This is a genomic window from Pirellulaceae bacterium (assembly GCA_029243025.1).
In the GTDB taxonomy this organism is placed as follows: Bacteria; Planctomycetota; Planctomycetia; order Pirellulales; family Pirellulaceae.
Map to the genome: position 1 here is coordinate 332791 of JAQWSU010000030.1, position 24553 is coordinate 357343.

Annotated in this window: 20 protein-coding genes; 15 read left to right on the forward strand and 5 right to left on the reverse strand. The window is 52.1% G+C overall.

Features of this window, described 5'->3' with window-relative positions:
* Positions 1-68 precede the first annotated feature (68 nt).
* The 6 genes from P8N76_13950 to P8N76_13975 all read left to right on the forward strand — a co-directional run bounded on the left by P8N76_13950 (position 69) and on the right by P8N76_13975 (position 10283).
* Positions 69-392: a hypothetical protein gene (locus P8N76_13950; protein MDG2382768.1), complete on the forward strand. Its 324-nt coding sequence runs from the start codon at positions 69-71 to the stop codon at positions 390-392.
* A 270-nt stretch (positions 393-662) separates the two neighbouring features.
* Complete coding sequence (locus P8N76_13955; protein MDG2382769.1) at positions 663-1400, forward strand: FKBP-type peptidyl-prolyl cis-trans isomerase; 738 nt, start codon at positions 663-665, stop codon at positions 1398-1400.
* Positions 1401-1938: 538 nt separating this feature from the next.
* Positions 1939-3663 (forward strand): S41 family peptidase, encoded by a 1725-nt coding sequence (locus P8N76_13960; GenBank protein ID MDG2382770.1) that lies wholly within the window; start codon positions 1939-1941, stop codon positions 3661-3663.
* Positions 3664-3958: 295 nt separating this feature from the next.
* On the forward strand, positions 3959-6634 hold the full coding sequence (locus P8N76_13965; GenBank protein MDG2382771.1) for an MMPL family transporter: 2676 nt from the start codon (positions 3959-3961) through the stop codon (positions 6632-6634).
* A gap of 667 nt (positions 6635-7301) precedes the next feature.
* Positions 7302-8714 carry a type I glutamate--ammonia ligase gene (glnA, locus tag P8N76_13970; protein ID MDG2382772.1) on the forward strand — a complete coding sequence of 471 codons (1413 nt, stop codon included), beginning with the start codon at positions 7302-7304 and terminating at the stop codon, positions 8712-8714.
* Between the two features lie 180 nt (positions 8715-8894).
* Positions 8895-10283 (forward strand): RtcB family protein, encoded by a 1389-nt coding sequence (locus P8N76_13975; protein ID MDG2382773.1) that lies wholly within the window; start codon positions 8895-8897, stop codon positions 10281-10283.
* A gap of 123 nt (positions 10284-10406) precedes the next feature.
* Here the strand turns inward: P8N76_13975 and P8N76_13980 are convergent, their stop codons facing one another.
* The gene (locus P8N76_13980) at positions 10407-10658 is read right to left on the reverse strand and encodes a hypothetical protein (GenBank protein MDG2382774.1); all 252 of its coding nucleotides are present in this window, start codon (positions 10656-10658) and stop codon (positions 10407-10409) included.
* Positions 10659-11365: 707 nt separating this feature from the next.
* Between P8N76_13980 and rsmG the strand changes: the two genes are divergently transcribed.
* The 6 genes from rsmG to P8N76_14010 all read left to right on the forward strand — a co-directional run bounded on the left by rsmG (position 11366) and on the right by P8N76_14010 (position 18100).
* Positions 11366-12124, forward strand: coding sequence for a 16S rRNA (guanine(527)-N(7))-methyltransferase RsmG (gene rsmG / locus P8N76_13985; GenBank protein MDG2382775.1), 759 nt, complete (start codon positions 11366-11368; stop codon positions 12122-12124).
* A gap of 203 nt (positions 12125-12327) precedes the next feature.
* Positions 12328-13239, forward strand: a complete 912-nt coding sequence (gene cysD, locus P8N76_13990; protein MDG2382776.1) for a sulfate adenylyltransferase subunit CysD — start codon at positions 12328-12330, stop codon at positions 13237-13239.
* 116 nt (positions 13240-13355) lie between these two features.
* Positions 13356-15293, forward strand: coding sequence for a sulfate adenylyltransferase subunit CysN (cysN, locus tag P8N76_13995; protein MDG2382777.1), 1938 nt, complete (start codon positions 13356-13358; stop codon positions 15291-15293).
* 694 nt (positions 15294-15987) lie between these two features.
* Positions 15988-16605 carry a hypothetical protein gene (locus tag P8N76_14000; protein ID MDG2382778.1) on the forward strand — a complete coding sequence of 206 codons (618 nt, stop codon included), beginning with the start codon at positions 15988-15990 and terminating at the stop codon, positions 16603-16605.
* A 48-nt stretch (positions 16606-16653) separates the two neighbouring features.
* Positions 16654-17373: a PEP-CTERM sorting domain-containing protein gene (locus P8N76_14005; protein ID MDG2382779.1), complete on the forward strand. Its 720-nt coding sequence runs from the start codon at positions 16654-16656 to the stop codon at positions 17371-17373.
* A 319-nt stretch (positions 17374-17692) separates the two neighbouring features.
* Positions 17693-18100 carry an adenylyl-sulfate kinase gene (locus P8N76_14010; GenBank protein ID MDG2382780.1) on the forward strand — a complete coding sequence of 136 codons (408 nt, stop codon included), beginning with the start codon at positions 17693-17695 and terminating at the stop codon, positions 18098-18100.
* Positions 18101-18320: 220 nt separating this feature from the next.
* On the opposite strand, the gene P8N76_14015 is transcribed toward P8N76_14010, so the two are convergent.
* From P8N76_14015 to ribA, 4 genes are all read right to left on the reverse strand, one after another.
* Positions 18321-18743, reverse strand: a complete 423-nt coding sequence (locus tag P8N76_14015) for a hypothetical protein (GenBank protein ID MDG2382781.1) — start codon at positions 18741-18743, stop codon at positions 18321-18323.
* Positions 18744-19008: 265 nt separating this feature from the next.
* Positions 19009-19953: a transglutaminase family protein gene (locus P8N76_14020; protein ID MDG2382782.1), complete on the reverse strand. Its 945-nt coding sequence runs from the start codon at positions 19951-19953 to the stop codon at positions 19009-19011.
* A gap of 304 nt (positions 19954-20257) precedes the next feature.
* Positions 20258-20413 (reverse strand): hypothetical protein, encoded by a 156-nt coding sequence (locus P8N76_14025; GenBank protein MDG2382783.1) that lies wholly within the window; start codon positions 20411-20413, stop codon positions 20258-20260.
* 75 nt (positions 20414-20488) lie between these two features.
* The gene (ribA, locus tag P8N76_14030; GenBank protein ID MDG2382784.1) at positions 20489-21712 is read right to left on the reverse strand and encodes a GTP cyclohydrolase II; all 1224 of its coding nucleotides are present in this window, start codon (positions 21710-21712) and stop codon (positions 20489-20491) included.
* A 189-nt stretch (positions 21713-21901) separates the two neighbouring features.
* Here ribA and P8N76_14035 point away from each other — a divergent pair, with 189 nt between their 5' ends.
* From P8N76_14035 to P8N76_14045, 3 genes are all read left to right on the forward strand, one after another.
* Positions 21902-22792, forward strand: coding sequence for an alpha/beta hydrolase (locus tag P8N76_14035; protein MDG2382785.1), 891 nt, complete (start codon positions 21902-21904; stop codon positions 22790-22792).
* Positions 22789-23658 carry a hypothetical protein gene (locus tag P8N76_14040; GenBank protein ID MDG2382786.1) on the forward strand — a complete coding sequence of 290 codons (870 nt, stop codon included), beginning with the start codon at positions 22789-22791 and terminating at the stop codon, positions 23656-23658. The genes P8N76_14035 and P8N76_14040 overlap by 4 nt, the downstream gene beginning before the upstream one ends.
* 338 nt (positions 23659-23996) lie before the next feature.
* Positions 23997-24461 carry a CBS domain-containing protein gene (locus P8N76_14045; protein MDG2382787.1) on the forward strand — a complete coding sequence of 155 codons (465 nt, stop codon included), beginning with the start codon at positions 23997-23999 and terminating at the stop codon, positions 24459-24461.
* Positions 24462-24553 lie beyond the last annotated feature (92 nt).

Consider the following 24553-nt stretch of genomic DNA (forward strand, 5'->3'; position numbering starts at 1 on the left):
GAATCGCTTCGCTAATTGAAGGCAAACAGGCTATGATCATGGGGTCTTGAAATCTGCGGGGAGGTGCAATGTTTTCGAGTAAGAACTGTGTGGACGGCCAGACGCATTCATTTTCGGCGTCAGGCAGCCAGATTATCGAAGCGAAGACGGGCCAAATTCAGCGACCCGACTCGTTCCGTTTGCGGCAAGCGCATTTGTTTGTTTTGGCTGCCTTGGTAGCCAGCGTGATTTTTGTTCCACAGTTTCTGATGGCATTTTTGATGTTGATTCTCTGTGTCGTTCTGTCCTTGATATGCTTTGTGTTCTTGGTGCAGATGCCGATGCGATTTTTTGTTAGTCGGCTCAAAAATCGCACCCGAGCCGAGACTAAGGCGGAAGCCCAGTCTCGCTAAAGCGGCTGTTTCCACTCAATCGGACTTCCGATTTGTTGCAGATCTTGGCAGCGGATTGAGTCGGGCACTCTCGGTTGTCGTTTTCCGCAACTGTCCGTCTCGGCGGATTCCGTCATTCGCACTGGGTTTCCTGACAGCGGAGAATGGTGGATAATGTCCAGCTTGTCGGATCTCCGTGAAGCCCTCGATTGAAGCCCTCGATTGAAGCCAGAGTGGTGACGTGGTGATCACTTTTGATTTAGATGACACGATTGAGTTAAGGGGATTGTCATGTTGAAGCGACCACGTTTCTGTTTGCTTGTAGGTTTGTTCCAACTGGCAATGGTCCAGATGTTGATGGCGCAGGCGGCTGAGTTACCTGCCCAATTGCAAACCCCTCAGCAGAAAGCGGGCTATGGGATCGGGATGTCGATCGGCACCAATTTTACGCGTGGCGGTTTGGATGCAACAACGATCGATTTGGATGCTGTACTCCTTGGCATCAAGGACGCGTTAGAATCGAAAAAACCGCGACTCGAGCAGGCGGATATCCAGCAGGCGATGCAGCAAGTGGAGCAGATGGCTCGAAGTAAAGTCGAAGCAAAGATGAAACAGCTCGCCGAGAAGAATCGTGTTGCCGGTCCACAATTTATGGAACGATATAAAGCAGTTGAGGGAGTCCAATCACTCAAGGATGGAATCCTGTATAAGGTGCTCAAGAGTGGGAATGGACCGACACCCAAAGCTACTGATTCGGTAAAGACGCATTATCGCGGTCGGTTGGTCGACGGGACCGAGTTTGACAGTTCTTATAAACGGGGTGAGCCTGCCGTCTTTCCGGTCGACGGTGTTATCAAGGGGTGGACCGAGGCGTTGACGAACATGAAGGTCGGCGATAAGTGGCAGATTGTGATCCCGTCGGAGATGGCTTATGGGGCAAAGGGAAGTCCACCAGTCATTGGTCCCGACTCGGTGCTTGTTTTCGAGATTGAATTGCTTGGAATTGAACCGTCACAACCTGGCCAGTAGTGAGAGTGCCGTTGGGATGCTTTGATGCAGGCACTCGCCTGATGGCAGCTGAATCGGTCACTTAGTGCTGGTTGAAGCTGTGATTGAAGGAAGACTCTAGTTTTTTAAGGTCGCCAAGCGAATGGGCGACCTTTTTTTGTCTTGCGGCGGTCGGACGCATAAAATCTGTCGCCGATGCAGCAGGTATTAGGTTGCGTCGGAAGTGCCGGGACGCGCGGTCGATCAAGTTTCGAGCTAGTCAGGTCCAGCCAATCGTTGCAATAGCCAGTCGAGTTGCGATTGTATCGATTAAAAGGCTGTTCCACGGTCTGAACCGGGGTTGATTTCTTTGACCGAGGTCAATTCGTGACCTATATTCACCTGGGCCGAGAGCACGCCTTTTGCTTTCCCCAACTATGGTTAGAACAAATCCTGAAACGGCGCGATTAGCGACCCTCATCGATTTGTCACCCGACTCAGCCTCGCTCCCATTCTTCTTTCGGGCTGTGTGACAAGGACGTGAATGGTTGCCTCCGCCCCCAACGGTTGGAAGTGGCTGATGATAAGACGGAATCTCTTCAAGCGGGTGCTGCTCAGTAGTCTATTCCTTTCATCTTCAATCTTTGTTCAAGTCAGTGAAGCGCAACTCGGCTTTTCAGCGTCTGACGCAGTGGCGCCAGACCCGGTTCAAAAAGTGTTGCTCGAAGGCCGACGTCTCGAAAGTGACGAGCGATGGGGCGAAGCACTGAGTCATTACGAAGAGGCCGTTCGTCGATATCCGCAAAACAACCAACTCAAACAACTTGTTTCGCTGACTCGCATGCGTTTCGATCTCGACCGTCGATACGCCGATCAAAGCTACGTTGACGCTCTTCAGCAACTCAGCGAACAACAAGCGATGGATTTGTTTTCGGAAGTTATTCTGAAGATCCAATCGCACTATGTCAGGTCGCCTGACTGGAACGACTTACTTCGGCGAGGAACGAAAGAATTAGAAATTGCTTTGAAGGACCAAGACTTTGTCAGCGTCAACCGAGTGCAGGTTTCGCCGGTAACTCGTGATCAGCTCACGCATCAGATCCAAAATGTTTTAAATGATCGGAGACTGACCGACCGTCAACACGCAGAGGAAATGGTGCGGTGGATCGCTCGCTACTCGGCACGACAACTTGGTATCTCAAGCACGCCCATTATTCTTGAATACATGTGCGGGGCAACTAACTCATTGGACACGTATTCCACTTACTTGACCGGTGATCAGTTGGACGACGTGTACTCGCAGATCGAAGGAAACTTTGTCGGCTTAGGTGTTGAGCTGAAGGCTGATGAAGGAGCTTTGCTGATCGCGGGTGTGATCGCAAAAGGACCCGCCGAGTCAGCGGGGATTAAAGCCGGTGATCGTATTGTGGCGGTGGATGGTGTATCCACCCGAGATCTCTCAACCGATCGTGCCGCGGATCTACTCAAAGGTGAGCAGGGGTCGACGGTTCAGGTGACCGTCGTTTCCCCGGATCTGGCTCCTCGTCTAATCACGGTGCGTCGCGATCGGGTTGAAGTTCCGAGCGTTGAGGACGTCAAGATGGCTGATGCGGCCAGCGGGGTTGCCTACTTCCGCATCAGTAGCTTTCAGAAGACGACCAGTCGCGATGTCGACGCGGCTCTCTGGAAATTACATCGTGACGGAATGAGAAGCTTAATCGTGGATGTGCGTGGCAATCCGGGTGGATTGTTGACCGAAGCCGTCGAAGTGGCTGATCGATTTGTCGTCGATGGAACCATTGTTGCTACTCACGGGCGAAGTGCACGTGAGAACTACGATTACAAAGCACATCGCGTTGGCACGTGGCGAGTTCCTTTGGTGGTGCTGATCGACTCAGATTCGGCGAGTGCCAGTGAAATCTTTGCTGGGGCGATCCGAGATCATCGGCGCGGAACGGTCGTCGGGATTCGAAGTTATGGAAAAGGATCCGTGCAGGGTATTTTCCCGCTGCGATCGGTCAAAGGTGGCGTTCGGCTGACAACAGCCAAATTCTTTTCTCCAAGTGGCCAAGCGATTAGTCTTCGCGGAGTCACGCCCGATGTGGTGATTCAGTCGACGGCCAAGCCGGTTGAGGGAGTCGTCGCGGACAATGAATCCGAGGATGCTGTGATGAAAGCGGGTGTCAAAGTTGCCCAAAACCTGGTTGTGATGCGAGATCGTGGTTCCCGTCAGGACCAATCCTCCACGCAGCAAACGCAAGCATCACGCCAACCTCGTCGATTGCCACAAACACTGGGTTGGTAGGCGTTTTCTCGCCTGAGCCATGCATGGCAGGCCGCTGAGTGCGTTTCTTCTCTGGATTCCAAGGGTGTTCTCGTTATCTTTCCTTGCGGATATCGCCTTGGATCGGGCTGTCCGTACCGCTACCATAGAGCAGTCAGTGTAAAGACGGCTCGATCTCCTAGGCTGTAACCAGGGGTGCGGCTGGTCGAAAGGGCAATGATCCGGCGAACGCTTGGCAGGGATCGAACCTCACACGCAAAATGAGGCATAGGTCCCTTCGCTTACCGCCACCGTGTTTTTCCGCTCTCGAAAATCCATGTTCGTTCGACTCGGCAATCTCATCTCCCGTTATTGGGTTCTAGTCATCCTCGCTTGGGTTGGCGTTGCCGTATTGTCTCGCTCATTAGCTCCGCGATGGGATGACGTCACCGACGATGGCGACTTAGCCTACATGCCGGCTCACATGTCAAGTGTGAGAGGCGAGCAGCTTCTCGATGAAGCTTTTCCTCGCGGTCGTGCCAAGAGTGAAATCGTCGTCATTGTTTCCCGTGATGGGCAGGCCTTGACGGCGGATGACTTGGCGGTGACCGACCAAATTGCGGCTAGGCTAAACAATTTGCACGCTGTTTCGAGTTTTCAATATGCCCAACAGCTTTGGTCGGAAGCTGCCGAGTTGCGCGATCAAGGTGAGGATCAGCGAGCCGATCAGATTTTTTCATTGGCGGATGAATCTCAACGGACGGCGGCTGTTGCTTGGGATGAATCACTGAGATTGGATCCGCAATTTGGTTTGGCGCTCAACAACCGAGCTTTTTACTTGCGCACATTGGGAATGGAAGAAGATGCCCAAAGGGATCGCCAGCTGGCCAGCGATTTTGATCCGGGGCTTGGGTTGGTTGGCGAGACGCTTCAGCCGACGGAGCTGAGTCGTTTACCGATTATTGATATTTGGACCCGTCATAACGAAGTCTTGGGAACCAACCTTCGTAGTCGCGACCATCAGGCTGATCTGGTGATCGTACGGCTGTGGCAGGAATTTATGGCGTCCGACAATATACGATTGCTTCAGGAAGTGGAATCGGCGATTGGTGACGTAACCCAAACGGGGCTTCCCGAGGGCTTGAAAGTTGGCTTGACGGGGTCAGCTGCGGTGGGAGGCGATATGTTGCGATCGGCCGCAGAAAGTATCAGCAATACCGAAACGTACACGATCGTTCTGGTCGTCGTCATATTAACAGTCGTCTATCGTTCTCCCTTACTCGTGCTGATTCCCTTGATCACGATTGTGGTTTCCGTCTTGGTGTCCACAAGTCTTGTAGCTGCCTTGACACAATTGAACGTCATCCCGGGATTTGATTGGTGGAATTTCCGTATTTTCACGACGACAAAGATTTTTGTTGTCGTGATCTTGTTTGGCGCTGGAACCGACTATTGCCTGTTTTTGATTTCTCGTTACCGCGAAGAACTTGCTGCTGGGAAAACACGAGGAGATGCCATCGTGGATTCGCTCCAGGGAGTTGGCGGTGCGTTAGCGGCCAGCGCTCTGACAACGATCATCGGCCTTGGCATGATGTTTTTTGCCGAGTTTGGAAAGTTTCGCAATAGCGGTCCTGCGATTGGACTTTGCTTGGCAGTGACTCTCACGGCTTGTCTAACCCTCACACCGGCGCTGTTGAGGGGAATGGGAGCAGCCGTTTTTTGGCCTTTCGGTGTAAGCCAATCTCGTCGTCGACCTTACTTCGTGGGGATTTGGAATCGGCTCGCGCGAATTATCGTCGCGCAGCCAGGACGAGTCCTCGTCATCAGTTCGGTGGTAATGTTGCCGTTTGCCGTCGTCGGATCACGCGTCGGAGTGACTTACGATTTTTTGAGCGAATTAAGTCCAAGTCGTCCCAGCAAAGCTGGCGCGATGACGATGCGGAAACATTACCCGATTGGTGAGACCGGACCACTCACTTTGCTGGCCAAGACTCCCAGTCGAGATTTGGATCTATCCGCAGGCAAAAAAGCGCTTCAACAACTGACGCGGGATCTGTATCTGGATGGGGTCTTGTCAGTTCGGAGTTTAGATGAGCCACGAGGCGATCGGCCCCGCGGTTATTCGCTCAAGAAAGCCGCTTTGCAAAGTCACCAGTTGACACGGTCCCTCTATCTGAGCAAGGCCAAGACGGCTCAAGAAAAGCGAGGTACGGCCGGTTCTTTGCGAGGAGACATCGCGCGGTTTGAGATCGTATTGGATCACGACCCGTTTGCGATTGAGTCGGCGGAAGTGTTGACGCACCTTGATCACTATTTGCAAACGGAATTGGCAGACCCTGATTCCTATTGGTACCAAACCGAATTTCTTTACGCCGGGACTACTTCGGCCATTCGCGATCTGCGAATCGTGACAGCACGCGATAATATCCAGATTCAGATTTTGGTTGTTTTGGCAGTGCTCGCTGTTCTATTGCTGACCCTACGTCGGCCCGTGATCTGTTTGTATCTGATTCTGTCCGTCCTTTTTAGCTATTACGTGACGCTTGGCTTGACGGAACTATTTTTTCAAGCGGCTTATGGTGAAACCTTCCAGGGACTTGACTGGAAGGTGCCGTTGTTTTTGTTTGTGATTTTGATTGCTATTGGGCAGGACTACAATATTTACCTGGCGACCCGGGTCTTCGAAGAACAAGCCAAGTATGGAATGTTTGGTGGTTTACGACGAGCGATCGTGCTGACGGGCGGTATCATCACGAGTTGTGGGATTATCATGGCCGGCACGTTTGTTTCCATGACAACCGGATCGCTGCGTGGAATGGCCGAATTGGGATTTGCGCTCTCGCTTGGCGTATTGATCGACACGTTTGTAGTTCGGCCTATTTTGGTGCCGGCCTTTCTAGCTGTCCTGTTTCGGCGGCGGACCGCGGCTCCACCCATTGGTGCCTGGATTCAACCTCCACACGCCATGAAATCTCGACGTCGAAAACGGGATCCTCGATTGGTTTCCGATTGAGCGTGCTTGTTCAAAGAGCCGTTCTGAAGGTTTCAGCCTGTCGGCGTTTGAGTCGAATCTCGCCATCGGATCGATCGCACGGTTGGGGAATCTGTGATCTCTCCGATTGAATTCTGGACACAATCGCCTAACATGCGGCTTCTCGGATAAAGGTTAGGGCAGTCGGCCGTCCTGTGAAAAGTGCCGAGTTGAAACCAGGTGGTGAACAAGCTTTGGCAGTCTTCCACGAAAATCCGCCGGCGAAACCAGAAAGCCAGCCAGCCAACTCTGACCAGTGGCAGCAGAGCCACTGACGTTGGTGTTGTGGCAAGATCAGCTGTTACGATGTTGCAAACAACGATTATTGCATCTCGGTCGAACCTGTCGGAAGCCGTGCGGTTTTTGGCGGGCAGCTTGACGTTGGAGGAGCCAGTGGAAGGGGAGGGTTGCAAACGAATTTGCAAAGAATAAAGCCGAACGTTGGCGCTGACCAAGGCGTGGAATCGAGCCCAGGGTTGACGATTTAGGCGAGGAGTTGATGTGAATAAGGCCATCTCTTGTCCGTGGATCGATGCCGAATCTAGAATCGGCTCCGGATATTCAATTGGTTTTCACGGCGGGACCGACCTCGGTCGCCTGACCGATTTGGCATGGACAGTTTAGTTCTTGTTTCAAGAAAGAGGATCACATGACACCCAAAGAAGTGTTGGCCCTGTGTCGAGAAAAAGATGTCAAGGCGATCGACATGCGTTTCATGGACTTTCCGGGCCTTTGGCAGCATTTTACGATTCCGGTAGGTAAGTTAGACGAAGATGTTTTCGAAGATGGCTTGGGCTTCGATGGATCAAGTATCCGTGGTTGGCAAACGATCAACGAAAGCGATATGTTGGTTGTGCCCCAACCGGAGACAGCCTTTCTGGATCCTTTTACCGAATTGCAAACTCTCGCGCTGATTTGCAATATCCAGGATCCGATCACTCGCGAAGATTATTCGCGGGATCCACGCAATGTTGCTCGAAAAGCAGCGAATTATTTGAAAATGTCCGGTGTTGCCGATACGGCCTACTTGGGGCCAGAAGCCGAGTTTTTTATCTTTGATGATGTGCGTTTTGATCAGCAGCCGAACAGCGGGTTTTATTTCCTCGACAGTGTTGAGGGCCAATGGAATCGGGGAACGGATGAGGGGCCTAACCTGGGTTATAAGTTGCGACACAAAGAGGGTTACTTCCCTGTACCACCTGCCGATCAAATGATGGATATCCGTAATGAGATGATGCAAGTTATGGTCGAAAGCGGATTGGATGTCGAGTGCCAACATCATGAGGTGGGTACGGCAGGCCAATCCGAAATCGATTTGCGTTTTGGCGAATTGGTCAAAATGGCTGACGATTTGTTGCTCTACAAGTACATCGTCAAGAACGTGGCGACTCGTCATAACAAGACGGTGACCTTCATGCCAAAACCTCTGTTCAGCGACAATGGTTCCGGCATGCACACTCACCTTTCTCTGTGGAAAGACGGTGAGCCGCTCTTCGCGGGCGACGGTTACGCCGGCTTTAGCGAAATGGGACTCCACGCGATCGGTGGAATCTTAAAACACGCACGTGCTATCCTCGCGTTTACGAACCCAACGACCAATAGCTACAAGCGTTTGGTGCCCGGTTATGAAGCACCCGTCAACCTGGCCTATTCACAACGCAATCGTTCGGCTGCTTGTCGCATCCCAATGTATAGTCCCAGTCCCAAATCAAAACGAATTGAATTTCGCTGTCCAGATCCCAGTTGCAACCCGTATTTGGCTTTCGCGGCGTTACTGATGGCTGCCATTGACGGGATCCAAAACAAAATTAATCCGGGTGAACCGTTGGATAAGGATATCTATGACTTACCCCCTGAGGAGGCGGCGGAGGTTCCCAAGACGCCGGCTTCGCTGGATGAAGCGTTGCTTGCCTTGGAACAGGATCATGAATTCTTACTACGGGGGGACGTATTTACCGAGGATGTTATCTCGACTTGGGTTCGCTATAAACGCGAGAATGAGGTGGACGCCATTCGTCTGCGTCCGCATCCGTATGAATTCTGCTTGTACTACGACATCTAAGATCGAAATCACTTCGACGTTGTTGCGAGTATCGAGGGCCGGTTAAATTGCCGGTCCTCTTTCGTGCCAGAGGCATCGGTCTGGAGCACGTGTGCTACGAATCGAATTCGGTGGCTGTACGTTGGGCCAAGCGCGAGCCGGATTCCGCCAGATTTATCTGATACGGAGCGAGATTTCCTGATGAATCGAAGGCAATTGACGAAATTGGGTGTACCCGAGGATTGCATGAGTCGCGCCATTCAAGCGGTGCAGCGCGCTGTTTCCTCAGGCGAGTTAAAAGGACAGGCCGTAAAGCAGAAAGTCAAACAGGTTCTGAATGCACCGCGGCTTTTTGTCGGTGACTCCTGTTTTGGTGATTTCGCCTCGGAATTGATTGCGGAAGGGTCTCGGCCACAAGTTGATGAAATCAAATATCGAACTTGGGGTTCAAGCATTGATGAAGCTGCTCATGCGCAGATGCGATCGGCCTGCCAAGTTCCATGCGCTGTTGGCGCGGCAATGATGCCAGATGCTCACGTTGGATATGGGCTACCCATCGGTGGTGTGTTGGCCTGTGAAGGTGGGGTCATCCCCTACGCCGTTGGCGTTGATATTGCCTGTCGGATGAAACTCTCCGTCTTGGATATGCCCCCGCGTGCTCTCAAGTCACGGTTCTCATTGTTTCGTGATTCGCTGGAACGAGGAACACGCTTTGGTGTGGGCTGCAAATATAACAAACCCCAGGGACATGCGGTCATGGACCAAGATTGGTCGATTACAAAAGTCACAAGAGAAAACAAAGACAAGGCGGCGCGACAACTTGGGACGTCCGGTTCGGGTAACCATTTTGTTGAGTTCGGCGTCTTGACGCTAAATCAGAAAGACGATGAATTGGGTCTCGAGGCTGGCCAATATGTGGCGCTCCTCAGTCACAGTGGCAGTCGTGGTTCCGGAGCTTCTGTTTGTTCAACTTATAGCTCGATCGCCCAATCACAACTGCCAAGTCGCTACCAAAAACTGAATCGCTTAGCTTGGCTCGATCTGGATTCTGAGGCAGGCCAGGAATATTGGTTGGCGATGAATCTGATGGGGGATTATGCGGCGGCGAATCACGCAGTCATTCATCGAAATGTGACGCAGTTGCTGGGAGCAAACGTCATGGGGGGTGTTGAAAATCATCACAATTTTGCTTGGAAAGAGAGACACCATGGGCAAGAAGTGATTGTTCATCGCAAGGGCGCGACGCCTGCTGCGGTGGGTGACCTTGGTGTGATTCCAGGATCGATGCAAGATCCTGCATTCGTGGTGCGAGGTAAGGGCAATCAGCACAGTTTTCGTTCCGCAGCTCATGGTGCGGGTCGGCAAATGTCTCGGAGAAAAGCGAAGGCAAAATTTAATTTGCAGGCTGTGAAAAATGAGTTGGCCGAACAAGGGATTCACGTGATTTCGGCCGGGGCGGATGAAGTCCCGGCTGTCTATAAAGACATTCTGCAAGTGATGCACGAGCAACAAGATTTGGTTGAAGTGGTTGCCCGGTTTGATCCCCGGATCGTCAAGATGTGTGGTGATGGTAGTCGAGCAGAAGACTAAACACCGAGTATCAAGAATGATTCTCGGAGATCAGCACAAACAGAAATCAATGTAAAAAAAACGGAGCAACCGCGGTTCGCTTCGGTGGCCCCGTTTCTCTGGAATTAGATGTTCAATCGGATGCTACTGGTCGTGCATTGAGCGACGAAGTCGTCGAGAGACGACGCGATGGGGAGGACGTCCCTGACTGAAACCGACGTGGTGATCTGCCGGGTGCACGATCGTGTCGCCGTCCATTACTTCGTTGTAGCCATCGCCGCCGCAGGAATCACAGCCGCCGCAGGAATCACAGCCGCCGCCGCCACACGAGTTGCAACCCCGAGGATAATATCCGTAGATGCCGCTATGGAAGACGTGGTGAATCTTGTGTTTCATGTGTCCCCAGAAGTTGCCCAGGTGGCCGCAATGTCGACACCCTCGCGATTCAACCCAACAGCCACAGTCGTTGCACGGATCACAACAGGCGGGGGGATCGTTCATCCATTCACCCCAATAAACGCCACCGCATCCACCGTTGGTGCCGCAAGCAAGTTTCGTACTTAACAGAGGAAGAAAAAGTCCACTGATACCTCCGCATCTTCCTCTGACGCAGTTGCCACAGCTTCCAGGAAAAGCACCCGGCGAGCATTCATTACAACCACCTGCACAGCCTCCGCAGAGCATATCGAAGCCGGCGTCGCAGTCAGCACAGCCACCGCATCCTCGATCAGGCTCGCCGCCACAGTCGGCGCAACCCCCGCCGCAACAGCTGTCGGTTGCGAGATTGCTGCAGCAACCGCCGTGACCGAAGACTCCCGTCTTGCACATCCTATTCGTGCAGCAACCACTACTGATCAGCAAAACAGTCACCGCCAACAGAGTCAGGCAGCAATTCAGAGCTTGCGTTCGATTCGAGCAACGCATCGGTTCAGAATCCTATGTAAGCAGGCCTTGGTACAGGATGGAGCCCTAGGCTACATCTCGCGTCCAGAGGTATATCGTCGTTAAAAGCTCTGGAATCGAGAAAATCTACGCAATCCGCAAAGATTCACAGGGCCAGGCCGGTAGCTGCGGTTTCGCCCGCTGGCGGGAACACTATATTCATGGCTGGATCTCTGCTTTTTTCTCCCAGCAACCGAGTTTTAAATATTCTTATGAACGATCGACCCGAACAAGAACCAGATGTTGCGAAGGAAAAAAACGCTAGCGACCCGACGTTGGCAGAGGCTTTGAACCGGCACGAGCTATCAATACCACCAGCCCAGATCCAGCGATTGGAAGACTATTGCCAGTTGTTGTGGGCGGCAAATCAACGTCTCAATCTAACGCGGCACTTGGATTATGAGACGTTTGTCATCCGAGACGTCATTGATTCTTTGGCTTTAGCAGAGCAATTGTCCCCCGATTTATCTGTCCTCGATGTGGGCACGGGGGGTGGGGTACCGGGGATTCCGCTCGCTATTTTGCGACCCGATCTCCAAATTTCGCTTTGCGATTCATCTGGAAAGAAGTGTGAAGCGGTCGCTGAAATCGTTCAGCAGCTTGCCCTCTCGCTGCCCGTTTATCAAGACCGTGTCGAAAATGTTGTGCAGATCGCAAAGTTTGATGCGATTGTGGCGCGGGCGGTCGGACCACTTTGGAAAATCCTGAAATGGATGGAGCCACATTGGAATGAGTTCGGCTGCCTGGTGCTCATTAAGGGGCCAAAATGGACGGAAGAACGACTCGAAGCGAGACACAAAGGTTTTTTGAAACCGTTGGAAATTCGCCGGCTTTCTTCCTACACTACGCCTGGACATCACGGCGAGAACGTGATTCTCGGAATTATGACAAAAGTTGAGGCCAATAGCGTTAAGCGGTGAGCTACTCCCCCCTCCAAAGTTGGGTCGTTCGTATCGCTGTAATCGGCATGACGGATTAAATTGTTGCGATGTTGTTAGAATGGGCTGGTTTCGTAGACTTTTTGTGTTCGTGAGTCTGTGAGCTTAAGTCCTCCGTCTTAACTGACCGATACATTTTGATGTTGTCCTTCTCTATCACCTCTCATGCATGTGTAGATTGATCTATGTCTGGTTACAACCTCACTCATCTGAAGCAGCTGGAAGCGGAAAGCATCTATATCATTCGGGAAGTCGCCGCCGAGTTCGAGAATCCAGTGATGCTGTATTCAATCGGCAAGGACTCGGCTGTGATGCTGCATTTAGCCATGAAGGCTTTCTATCCGGCCAAGCCACCGTTTCAATTGCTACACGTGGACACCACATTCAAGTTTCGCGAGATGATCCAATTTCGCGAAGAGTATGCTCGCAAGGAGCTTGGTCTCGATGTGATCGTGCACATCAATGAGGAGGGGCGAGAGGCGAACATCAACCCGTTCGATTACGGGAGCAAGAAATACACGAATGTGATGAAGACGGAGTCGTTGCTTCAAGCACTCAGCAAACATCGATTTGATGCGGCCTTTGGCGGAGCTCGTCGAGACGAGGAGAAGTCCCGAGCGAAGGAGCGAGTCTATTCGTTTCGAGATCAGCATCATCGGTGGGATCCGAAGAATCAGCGTCCGGAACTGTGGAACTTGTACAATGCCAAAGTGAATAAGGGGGAAAGCATTCGCGTATTTCCCCTCTCCAACTGGACTGAATTAGACGTCTGGCAGTACATTCACCTCGAAAAAATTCCCATTGTGCCGTTATATTTTGCTGCGATGCGGCCAGTGGTCGATCGCGATGGCGTATTGATCATGGTTGACGATGATCGGTTTCCGCTTGAGCCGGGAGAGACGCCCGTCGAAAAATTGGTTCGTTTCCGCACGCTGGGATGCTATCCGCTTACCGGAGCAGTGGAATCCGACGCGACCACTCTGCCAGAGATTATTCAAGAGATGCTGCTCACCAAGACTTCTGAGCGGCAAGGGCGAGTCATTGATTATGACCAGTCTGGTTCGATGGAAGAGAAGAAGAAGGAAGGTTACTTCTAGTTTCGTTCACCGATTGTCGCTTCGAACCGTAAATATTCGTGTTTTGAGCAGTAATCAAGCAGTAATTCGAATTCGAGAATTATCGATTCAGCCTCTTTTATTTTTAGGCTTTAGCTATGTCACACCAATCGGAATTGATCGCAGAAGATATTAATGCTTATCTGGCGCAGCACGAGCGGAAAGAGCTTTTGCGTTTCCTCACTTGTGGGAGCGTCGACGATGGCAAAAGCACCTTGATTGGTCGTTTGCTCTATGACTCGAAGATGATCTACGAGGACCAATTAGCTGCGGTTCAGCGTGATTCGGCAATTCATGGCACAACGGGTGGGGATTTTGACCCGGCCTTGCTGACCGATGGTCTGAAAGCAGAGCGTGAGCAGGGGATTACGATCGATGTTGCTTATCGGTATTTCTCCACAGCGCGACGAAAATTTATCATCGCAGACACGCCTGGACACGAACAATACACGCGCAACATGGCGACAGGGGCCTCGACGTGCGATCTCGCCATTATCCTGGTGGACGCTCGCCACGGAGTTGTCGAGCAGACAAAGCGCCACAGTTTTATCACTTCATTACTTGGCATCAAGCACGTACTGGTCGCCATCAACAAGATGGATTTGGTTGATTACAGCCAGGAAGTTTTTGAACAGATCAAATCGGATTACGCTGAATTTGCTGCCCGTATGTCAGTGGAGGATTTGCACTTCATACCGATGTCTGCCTTGCTTGGCGACAATGTTGTCGAAGCGGGCGATAATATGCCTTGGTATGAGGGCGGAACTTTAATGCACATGTTGGAAACGGTCCACATTGCGTCGGATCGAAATCTGATCGATTTCCGCTTTCCAATTCAATACGTAAACCGTCCAAATTTGGATTTCCGGGGTTTTTGCGGTACGGTCGCATCTGGCATTGTCAGGAAGGGCGACGAGGTGATTGCGTTGCCGTCGCAGAAATCTAGCCGCATAAAAGAGATCGTCACGATGGACGGGAATGTGGATGAAGCATTCTCGCCGATGTCCGTCACTCTCACACTTGAAGATGAGATTGACGTGAGTCGTGGTGACATGTTGGTGCATCCCGCAAACATGCCTCGATCCGAACAAAAGTTTGACGCGATGATCGTTTGGATGGACGAGGAACCTCTAGTACCTGGTAAACAGTATGCGATTAAGCACACGAGCAAAGAGGTGGCTGGAACAGTTGACACGTTGCGTTATCGGGTCGATGTTAACACCTTGCGACGGCAAGATTCCCCGACTCTTAAATTAAATGAAATCGGTCGATGTCATTTGACATTGAATCAGCCGATCATGTATGACGGCTACCGTCGCAATCGCGGAACCGGTGCCTTCATCGTGATGGATCGGCTCAACAATACCACCGTGGCTGCTGGGATGATTCTCGATCGAGTGACGACCGATGATCAGAATGATTATTGGGACGATGCGTCGACGAATCAGCACCTGCGTTCCTCGACCGGTGAGGTCACGTTGGAAGAGCGTTCGGCTCGATTCGGACAAAGTCCTCTGACCATCCTTTTGACCGGGCTGACGGGTTCTGGGAAAACGACCCTCGCTTATGCGTTGGAACGACGTCTGTTTGATCAGGGCCGAGCAGCGATGGTTGTAGATGGCCAGAATTTGCGGCTAGGTCTCAACAAAGACCTTGGCTTTTCCCAGGAAGATCGCTCGGAAAATCTTCGCCGTACGGTGGAAGTTTCACGCCTGCTAAACGCGGCAGGCATGATCAGCATTTGTGCTTTTGTTGCACCCAACCGGGCGGTACGACAGCGGTTTCGAGAGGCGTTCCCGCAAGATCAATTTATGTTGGTGCATCTTGCGGCACCGATCGAAGTGTGTCGTGAACGTGATTCTGAGGGAATGTATGCCAAAGCCGAATCAGGTGAAGTCGAAAACTTCCCTGGTGTCTCCATTGAATACGAGCCACCACGTAATAGCGATCTGACACTTTCAACGGACAAGATTTCCGTCGAACAATGTGTTGACGAAATCATGGAACTCTTGACCGCTCGTGAGGCTATCGCGTAACTCGTAACTGTGAGCATAAGCAATTCCCAATTCTACGCGACCCATCAAATAGCTCGCTGAGAGATGTCGGGCTCGGGGGGAATTTGTACTGCCTGAGTGCATCGAAGGTCAAGTCTCTCGCAATGTCGACTAATTTCAGTCACCGCATCTTTAGCGATGGAGCTTGTTAGCTCTCTGCGCCATTGGAAATGATGACGCTAACATCGCTGTCCGGATGCGTGCCGGTATCCAGTCGAGCGAGCGATCCGCTCACAATGACGCTGCGAACGACCGACCTATTCTGGCGTATGTCCGGCATCATGCCGCGTAGTTTTTCGGTCTGTTCGAGAGACCAGCCTGGTGACGTCGCAATCTCTGGGAATTCACGCCAGTTGAAATTCGCGATGCGGGATGTCGAAGAAGTGGAGTGTATCGAAGGTGGCGTTTCACCCCTGTCATCCCGCTTTTCTTCATGGCTAAAGGTGAGCTCGCAGCGGAATCTGTAAGCAGCATACGATCCTGCTTTCTGTTTTGGTTAATTCCTGCCGGGCGGGTGGTTGGACCGTTTATCAACTTTAACCAATCCACTCACTCAAGCAGAGTGAGTCGCGATGATTTTGGAAAATGGGTGTTGTTTTTGTAGATAAACAAAGGCGCCGTTGATAGACTGCCAGCCAATTCCCCGATTTGCATTGGTTCTGAGGCTGTTGCTAACATGAAAAAATTCTATCGATATTCAATGTTGTTAGTTTGCTTTTTGGTTGCTGTATCGACCAGTGTTGCTGGGACCTACAGCGATCGGGTGATTTCGTTGGAGCCAAATTACTATTTCCAGCTCAACGAGCCAGAATCCAAAGCGACGCGGGGCGCACTTGATACGATCAGTAATCAGCATTTTGGAAGTTACAAAGGTGTCTATGGAGTCGGTGGTCCTGAGTTAGGCATGCCTGGACCTGATTTTCTCATCGAAGATGGTCGTTGGACAACCTCGGATGAGTGGGGTGAGCGAGGGAATCTGATTGAGCTCATCGGGCTCGACTCGGACAACACAGCCCATGCGAGCAACAATGCGGCCCAAGTCGTATTAGGTCCTCATGAGGGTTTTGGAGCGCCTGCGATGACTGTCGCGATGTTCGTCCGAGGTGGGCCGACAGAAGGTGGAGATCGTATCTTTACTAATAACCTCTTTGACCCGATGCTCAGTTTTCAGATCGTCTCAGGCTTTGACGGTCTTGCTGTGGTGACGAATCCAACTGTCACTTGTTCCAGCGAAATCGATTGTGGTCATCGTGTGTTATCCTTGCCCAAGCAGGGTGTCAGATTCTCCAATTAGGGAGCCGATCATGGGCTCCTGAGCGCAGATAATGCTTGGTGGCATATTGTGGCCACGACCGAGGGCGCGAACCCTGACCAGCGTACGAAAAATATTCGTCTCTGGTTAAATGGCGTCGATCGCACTGAGGATATGTTACCCGGACGGGATTACGGTTATGGGGTCAACACCGATCTGGCAAAGATCGGTGGCCGTTTCCACAATGAAACCCACCCAACAACTCACTCAGGTGCCCAGGATGAAGTTTCGCTCTGGTTGGATCGTGCCTTGTCGGACGAGGAAATTGGGAGTCTCTATGAGGCAGCAATTTCTGCCGGCCCGATTGCGGTGCCGGGTGACTTTGACGGCGACGGTCAGTTGACGGCGTTGGATATAGATCGACTCTCGGATGCGGCTTTGGCTGGCGACAACAAATCTCAGTTTGATCTCAACGGTGACTCTTTGGTCAATCAATCCGATCGTGAAGTCTGGGTTGATGAATTGAAGTTCACGTATTTTGGAGACTCAAATCTCGATGGCGAATTCAATAGCACGGATTTCGTCGTTGTTTTCGCCGAAGACAAATATGAGGACGGTGTCGATGGCAATTCGGGTTGGGGCAGTGGTGACTGGAATGGAGATAAAGATTTCGACTCTTCCGATTTTGTCGCAGCATTCGGGGCGGGTGGCTATGAAATGGGTGCCCGTCAAGTAGCTGCCGTCCCCGAGCCGTCGACCTTCCTGCTCTTCGCGATTGGATTATTGATCTGTCTCGTGCGGCGGCGTTAGATCGGGCACTTGATCTTCTCCAAAAGCTTGATTGCAAAAATTCATTTTCCAAAACCAGCGGAGGTCGCCGATTTACGCGTTGACCTCTACTTCCATGTCTGTCGGGAGCCGGACGAATCGGCCTGCTTCACTCTATCCAGCCGGGTACACGCGTTGGAAGAGCGTTCGGCTCGGTTTGGCTAACAGCCGCTGACCCTCGTTTTGATTGGTCTTAACAGGTTCTGGGGAAAGGACTCTCGCTGATGCGCTGGAACGATGCGTTGTGGAACAAGGTCTGTTTGATCAGGGCCGAGCAGCGATGGTTGTGGATGGCTAGAATTTGCGTCTAGGTCTCACCAAAGACCTCAGCTTTTTTCCACAAGGTCGCTCGGGAAATCTTTGCCGTGCGGTGAAAGTTTCACGTCTGCTAAACTCAGCAGACATGATCAGCATTTGTGCTTTTGTTGCACCCAGCCGGGCGGTACGGCAGCGGTTTCGAGAGGCGTTCCCGCAAGATCAATTTATGTTGGTGCACCTTGCGGCACCGATCAAAGTGTATCGTGAACGCGATTCTGAAGGAATGTATGTCAAAGCTGAATCAGTTGAAGTCGAAAACATACCTGCTGTCTCGATTGAATACGAGCCATCACGTAACAGCGATCTGACACTTTCAACCGACAAGATTTTCGTCGAACAATGTATTGACGAAATCATGGAACTCTTGGTCGCTCGTGAGGCTATCGGGTGACTCGTGTCTGGACTTAGAAGGAAGAAGAGCCGCTTACCTTTTCCAGATAAGCGGCTCTTTTCAGTTTGGTCTATGAATGCGACAGATTCTCTCTGCCGATCGCGGCGATAACTTTGCTGGCCCTGCGGAACGAGTCACAAAGTATACGAAAATGGAAGGGGAAAGTGAGGTCGAGCTGTTTCGAAACGATCTCTTTCCTCAATCAAAAGCATAGCTTATTTCAAAGCGCGTTGATGGTGTTTTTTTGCTCCTCTCGCGCTGCACGCGTTTCGTCATCAAAGACTTTAATGAAACGTCCTCCACTGTCGTACCAGCCGGGATGGAGGAAGCGACACCAGGACAGTTTGAGTACTAAATGAGTGCAGTGGTCAGGACCTGATTCCAGTGAGACCAGTCCGTAACGATGCGTGATAGGCTCGTGATGGTAGAAATCCAAGCCTAAGGAAGCTAAATCTTTGCCGACGACGTAAAACGGTGCCCCTGCCGGTGTCAACATGTCGGTGCATAGTGGTGTCAACGGAATCAGCTTGGGATAGGAAACGCGATCTTGACTTCGGCGCTCATGACCGTTCGACGGTAACTGGCTGAACTGGGCGATTCGACTTGCCACTTCGCGAATTGTTATCTCGCAGCTGGTGGACACCTGAGTCTTTATTGCAGACGGGTTGCGTTGGAGAGATTCCTGGGTGATCAATCGACAGGTTCCTAGACAGGTTGGGATAGGATCGCAAGGGTTATCTGCGAATTGGCGTAGCGGTTGCAGAGTTGAATCGAATCGTCATTCGTGAATACGTTTGACGATTGGACAGCCGATGGGTTTGTGCAGATGAGTGATGGGATCGAGGGTTCCCCTCACACCCAAAGGATTCTTACGTCCTTTTCGAGCGGTTGTCAAATTTCCGCCACGATTACCCTCCGTTTCTTTCGAGAATGCGACCCTGAAGCTCTTTCGAAATCTGGTCGGCCTGGAGATGGTTGCCATGACGTCGCAAGGCAGTGATCCATTTTTGATGCACATAGACATCATTTGCAGTGAGGGGACCGTAATTCGAATCGATCAGCAGGCCACGAAGAACGAGATGAGCCGCCTGAGGGTAGTCGCCTTGAGCACACAACGCGATGGCCCAGTTGTTGATGGTTGCTAACATGTTGACGCGTGCTGAGCTGTCGAACGGATCCAATTGGCAACTTCGGCTTGCCGCTGTGAGTGCCTGGGCATACTGGTTTTGATGGGCGAGCCGAATCGCTTGGTTGTAGTAAAGACGGCCTAGTAAGGCGACATCCGAGAGCTCTTGAGACAAATGGATTTGCGGGATACGCCTGTCATGGGGATTCAGGAGCGTGAAACTGGGGTGGGTCGTCTCAACCAATGGCCCCGCGGGTAGAGGGAGTCGGACCAGCACATGGTTAGGAACAGCAACAGCACGTGCGTTCAGGCCACATTCGCGGCACAGGCAGATATAGAGCAGGGTTGAAGTGATGCAATTGAAATTGCCTGATTGTAAGGTCTGCAGGACGCAATTTGTATTCTCGTTGTAACCGGAAGTCAGAATTTGGTCGTGAAGGTAGCGAAACACGAGTTCCGCTCGTTGGTCGCTGGATGTGTTTGCGGGGATAAGGCGGGCGCACTGTTCCGCGTGCCATTGAAATCGACGTTGCCATCCCGTCGGTACGCGTGCGTCAGGGGCTGTACAGAGCATGGCCGCCTGGAACAACGAAAACTGGTCCAGTTGACCATCGGCCGTGTCGAGAAAAAGCCGATGCTGTGCCTGGGAACTAGCGCTCTGATCCGCTGACGACGTGGCGACGATGGTCAACGGAATACTTAGAGTGAGAATAATGCGGATGATCATTGATGTCAGAATGCCACATCGTGAACCAAAAAATGTTGCCCAGAAAGAATACGTTGCAAAAACGCAACCGGCTATTTTGTGCAGAGGTCAAAAACTGTTTTTTCAGGAACGGTTGTTGCCTTTTCCGTTCGTAGCGGCTGTAACGGATTCTGATGTGAAGGGACGATCGGCTCGTCAGCATGACGACCGGGTCTCTTGTCGATCGCGACTGCGGACTAGCTGCGGGCAGATCGACGGGGCACGAGACTTTGTTTGTCGAGAGCCAGGCGTCCCTTGGATTCTGATCGTTGTAGGAGTTTACCGATTAGTAGATCGGAACTTTCGCTTGGCGAGCAGGGCCTGAGATGCGAACGACCGCAACCCATTCTTGATCCGGATCGGATCCCAGCGGCTGAGTTGGATCGGCGAAAGCAGTCATGCCGTCAATAATCAATAGTGCGGGATTCTTACCCCAGCCCATTTCTTGATTCAGCCACGCTGTTGGAAGAATTGTTTGGCATCCTCCACGCTCTCCATACTCCTCTTACCGCTTGATTTAATTTTCGGAAACGTTGTCAGGCAGTTTGTGCCCCATCTTGTCCCGCTTCGTGGCGAGATAATTTGCGTTGTGTTTGTTGATTGGTGGCATGATTGGAACTTGGTCGACGACCTCTAACTCAAATCCACCGTAGATAAACGCATCTGTTTTCTTCGGGTTGTTCGTCAAGAGGCGGACTTGGGATAGACCTAAATCTTTTAGGATCTGAATCCCGACGCCGTAATCGCGGGTGTCGGCTTGGTATCCGAGTGCCAAGTTGGCCTCGACCGTGTCTAAGCCTTCATCCTGGAGTCCGTAGGCTTTGATCTTATCGACCAAGCCGATACCTCTACCTTCTTGAGGAAGGTAGACCAAAACGCCGGCCTCTTCCCGTCCAATCATATCCAGTGCCATGCGTAGTTGGTCACCACAGTCGCAACGTAGGGAATCCAAAAGATCACCCGTGAAGCAAGAAGAGTGCAGCCGGACCAGAGGATTGCTTACCTTGGATAGATCACCCATCACAAGCACAATTGGCTGCTGCGTTTCATACTGCACTTCGTAAGCAATGACGCGGAACGGACCAAATTTCGTGGGCAAATCGGCTTCAGCTAAACGGTGCACCAGCCGTTCGCTGCGACGGCGATACCGGATCAAGTCTTCGATGGTGATGATTCGTAGATCGAACTCCTCGGCCAATGCGAGTAGCCGGGACCGGCTGGCACGTTCCCCCGTTTCATCGAGGATTTCACAGAGCACGCCGGCTGGTTGGCATCCGGCCATTCTTGCGAGGTCGACCGCCGCCTCGGTGTGGCCGGCCCGTCGCAAGACACCGCCCGCTTTCGCGACGAGGGGTAGAATGTGGCCGGGTCGGACGAAATCGGCTGCCTTACTTGCCGGATTGACCAATTCTTGAATGGTTTTGCAACGTTCACTGGCTGTAACACCTGTGCGAACCGAGTGGTAATCGACGGTAATGGTGTACGCTGTACGATAGGAATCTGGCCGGGCACTCGTCATCGGAGGCAATTCCAACCGATCGGCCGTTTCCGACAGCATCGAACTACACAGGAGCCCCTTGCCGTGTGTAATGAAGAAGTTGATGATTTCGGGCGTGACCTTGTCTGCGGCGCAAATGAAGTCTCCCTCATTTTCGCGGTCCTCCGCGTCCAATACGATCACAATTTCACCGCGACCCACTGCCTCAACAGCGGCCTCAACGGAAGAAAATTCGTCACCCATGGCTGAACTTCCTCTTGTGGGGTGGCAGATGAAACGAGAGAGAGCGTGAAGGTAACTGGGATGGTAACTCGGAAGACCGAATTAGCGGTGCCCAGGCGTTGATCGACCCATTGCTTGGGGATTGTCCGCTAAGTCAGTATAGCAACAGTGCACTTTCTGCGAATGACCTTGAACCGAACGATCAAGACGATGATTAACAATCCCCTTGTGCAGCGACATCTTGTCCCTTGGCTGGCCACCGCTTGGTTTTGCGCGATCACCAACTTGGTAGCACTTATGCCGATGATTCTGCCGTCAAGCGTCCATGCAGACGGGACCATCGAAAGAAATGTCGAATATTTGCGGCGAGAAACGGTTCAACTGCTGGCCGATATCTATCAGCCGACTGGTGATGGCCCTTTTTCGGGAGTATTGATGGTTCACGGAGGCGCCTGGATGTCGGGAAACAAGTCTCATGTCGTTCAGCATGCGAAACGCTTCATGCGGCGAGGCTATGTAGTTGTCGCGATCAATTATCGTCTCGCTCCACGCCATAAATTTCCAGCGCAACTCGAAGACTGCCGTGCTGCTCTTCGCTGGATGCGATCCAATTCAGAGAAATATCGCATCGATCCCACGGAAATTGCCGGATTCGGCTACTCCGCCGGTGGGCAACTTGTCTGTCTGTTGGGGCTGAATCCGTCGGAGGATCATCGCGAGTGTTTGCAGGCGATTATTGCTGGAGGTGCACCCTGTGAATTCCGTCAGATCCCCGAATCTAGCAAAGCGTTGGCCTACTGGCTCGGGAGCACGCGCCGTGATCGCCCTGACATTTATCGGAATGCGTCGCCAACCTCCTTTGTGACGTCGGATGACCCACCCGTCTTTCTGTTTCACGGTGCCAGTGACTCTTTGGTTCGCTCCTCGAGTTCGCTTGATCTGTACCAAAGGCTGCAAGATAAGGGCGTGGAGAGCAAAATGCATATGGTTGCTGATTCGGGACACTTGAAGACGTTTTTCGACCCGGAGTCCTCTAATCTCGCGGTGGAGTTCCTGGATGAGGCATTGGGGTCAGCCGTTCAGAAGCAGGTGGCACCGTGAATCGTACGGCCGCTGAATCGACCGCAAAACCCAACCCAGGGCTCGACCGGGAGGAATATGTTGAGCAGGCATATTTCTTTCAGACGCTGTTGGACCGACTCGGGGACAATATACCCCTGCAGGAAGTGATGGATTCGATCCGACACGAGGTTCTGGCGACCACCAAATTACCGATGGCGATCGATTTTTTGTTGAGTGAACTGAAGCATGCTGGTGGTTTTGGGCTCGCTATGGCCCGCCTCGATCACTACTTCACGCCTTATCAGACGTTTCTGATTCAGCAAGCCGAAGATGAACGCGGGCGATTCGACTTTCGCATTGCACTGGCGATCCTGCAAAAAGAAGCCCAATACCGTATCGATCAGCCCACTCGGGAGGGTGTCTTTCTCTATCAGTTTGAGACCCTTTCTCGTAACCGTTTGGTCTACGATGCCGGTCTCGGAGCGTCGGCGAAGGATCCGATTTTTGACGAGAACTGGAGTGATTGGATTTACACCGTTCGACGGCAAATCGGCCTGGTCGAACTCGCCGATTTGATCTACGTGCGGAGTGTTCACGCTTTGGAACAGGCGCGACGTCGGGGTAAACAGCTGGAAATCGTGCCGCTTTTCGGTGAAAAAGAAGGGAAGATCGCCCTGGCGAATCGAAGTAAGAATCCTTTGCTGCTATTTGCCGCGCTCCAACGCCATCTGGGATATCCGCCGGTGCCACGGCCGAAGCCCGTGGATGAGTCTCAGGATTTGCTCCCGGCAATGGCTCGGCGATTGGAGCGGTTCGAGGCTCGATTGAAGCTGCTGGAGGACGAACAGCAAGGTGGCATCGATCTGTCGAAATTCTACCGTGGTCCGAACGCAGCCGAGCCCTAGACTGATTTCGGGATCGCGCTATTTAGTCGCGAACCTCGGGCGGTGAGGCCTGCAGACTCAGTTCCTCCGCGGCCCTGACTAACCTCGAGCCGAGTTTCAAGATTGAATCGCCACGAAAATGCGGCTCACACACGAGTTTTGTCCTTCTAACAAATTGAGTCGCGTGGTAGATTTTATTTCATCTGATCGGCTGCCGTTGGCGGTACGCCCTCGAGATGGCCGATTAGTGATAAAGGGGAGCCTGAGGTGGGATCGAATCTGATTGGGCTGGTTCGGACACCTTTGTGTTCCCGTGGGCACAAGTTCCGCCCCTGAAACCCTATGTAAGGCGACCAATCGTGGTCTTTCAGCTCCACCTGGATACAGAGAAGGTTGAGCACATCGATCTTTCCGAGCCGTTGTGTGTGGGCCCGGAAATATCGGTTCGAGCTGTGCTTGAAATGCTCAAAAAATCTCGCCGTTCAAATGTACTGATTTGTCGCGATGGCAAATTAGTCGGCATTTACACGGAGCGAGATGCATTGCGGATGATGGCGGCTCAATCGGACCTCGACGGCCCGATTGAACAGTCGATGAGCGTTGATCCGGTGACGATCCAGCCTGGAGATACGGTGCAAGCCGCCATTAAGAGAATGTCTTCTGGCGGCTATCGACGCCTTCCCGTGGTCGACGATGACCATCGTCCCGTCGGCCTGCTCAAGGTGACGGCCATCCTGCATTACATCGTTCAACACTTTCCTCAATTTGTTTATAATTTACCTCCCAGCCCGGATGACACGACAAAGCAGCGAGAAGGAGCTTGATCTGTTTCTTGTTGTCCTTGTCACCCGCCCTCCGCGACAATTGTGTTCTTCGGAACCCTATCATTTCTTTCAATCTTTGATATTTGGCATTC

Excerpts from the sequence above, each read along its gene's own strand:
- cysN (MDG2382777.1), top strand. The coding sequence starts at position 13,356 with ATGTCACACCAATCGGAATTGATCGCAGAAGATATTAATGCTTATCTG.
- ribA (MDG2382784.1), bottom strand. The coding sequence starts at position 21,712 with ATGGGTGACGAATTTTCTTCCGTTGAGGCCGCTGTTGAGGCAGTGGGT.
- glnA (MDG2382772.1), top strand. The coding sequence starts at position 7,302 with ATGACACCCAAAGAAGTGTTGGCCCTGTGTCGAGAAAAAGATGTCAAG.
- P8N76_13955 (MDG2382769.1), top strand. The coding sequence starts at position 663 with ATGTTGAAGCGACCACGTTTCTGTTTGCTTGTAGGTTTGTTCCAACTG.
- P8N76_14035 (MDG2382785.1), top strand. The coding sequence starts at position 21,902 with ATGATTAACAATCCCCTTGTGCAGCGACATCTTGTCCCTTGGCTGGCC.
- P8N76_13975 (MDG2382773.1), top strand. The coding sequence starts at position 8,895 with ATGAATCGAAGGCAATTGACGAAATTGGGTGTACCCGAGGATTGCATG.
- P8N76_13965 (MDG2382771.1), top strand. The coding sequence starts at position 3,959 with ATGTTCGTTCGACTCGGCAATCTCATCTCCCGTTATTGGGTTCTAGTC.
- P8N76_13960 (MDG2382770.1), top strand. The coding sequence starts at position 1,939 with ATGATAAGACGGAATCTCTTCAAGCGGGTGCTGCTCAGTAGTCTATTC.
- P8N76_13980 (MDG2382774.1), bottom strand. The coding sequence starts at position 10,658 with ATGAAACACAAGATTCACCACGTCTTCCATAGCGGCATCTACGGATAT.
- cysD (MDG2382776.1), top strand. The coding sequence starts at position 12,328 with ATGTCTGGTTACAACCTCACTCATCTGAAGCAGCTGGAAGCGGAAAGC.
- P8N76_14025 (MDG2382783.1), bottom strand. The coding sequence starts at position 20,413 with ATGGGCTGGGGTAAGAATCCCGCACTATTGATTATTGACGGCATGACT.
- P8N76_14020 (MDG2382782.1), bottom strand. The coding sequence starts at position 19,953 with ATGATCATCCGCATTATTCTCACTCTAAGTATTCCGTTGACCATCGTC.
- rsmG (MDG2382775.1), top strand. The coding sequence starts at position 11,366 with ATGGCTGGATCTCTGCTTTTTTCTCCCAGCAACCGAGTTTTAAATATT.
- P8N76_14000 (MDG2382778.1), top strand. The coding sequence starts at position 15,988 with ATGAAAAAATTCTATCGATATTCAATGTTGTTAGTTTGCTTTTTGGTT.
- P8N76_13950 (MDG2382768.1), top strand. The coding sequence starts at position 69 with ATGTTTTCGAGTAAGAACTGTGTGGACGGCCAGACGCATTCATTTTCG.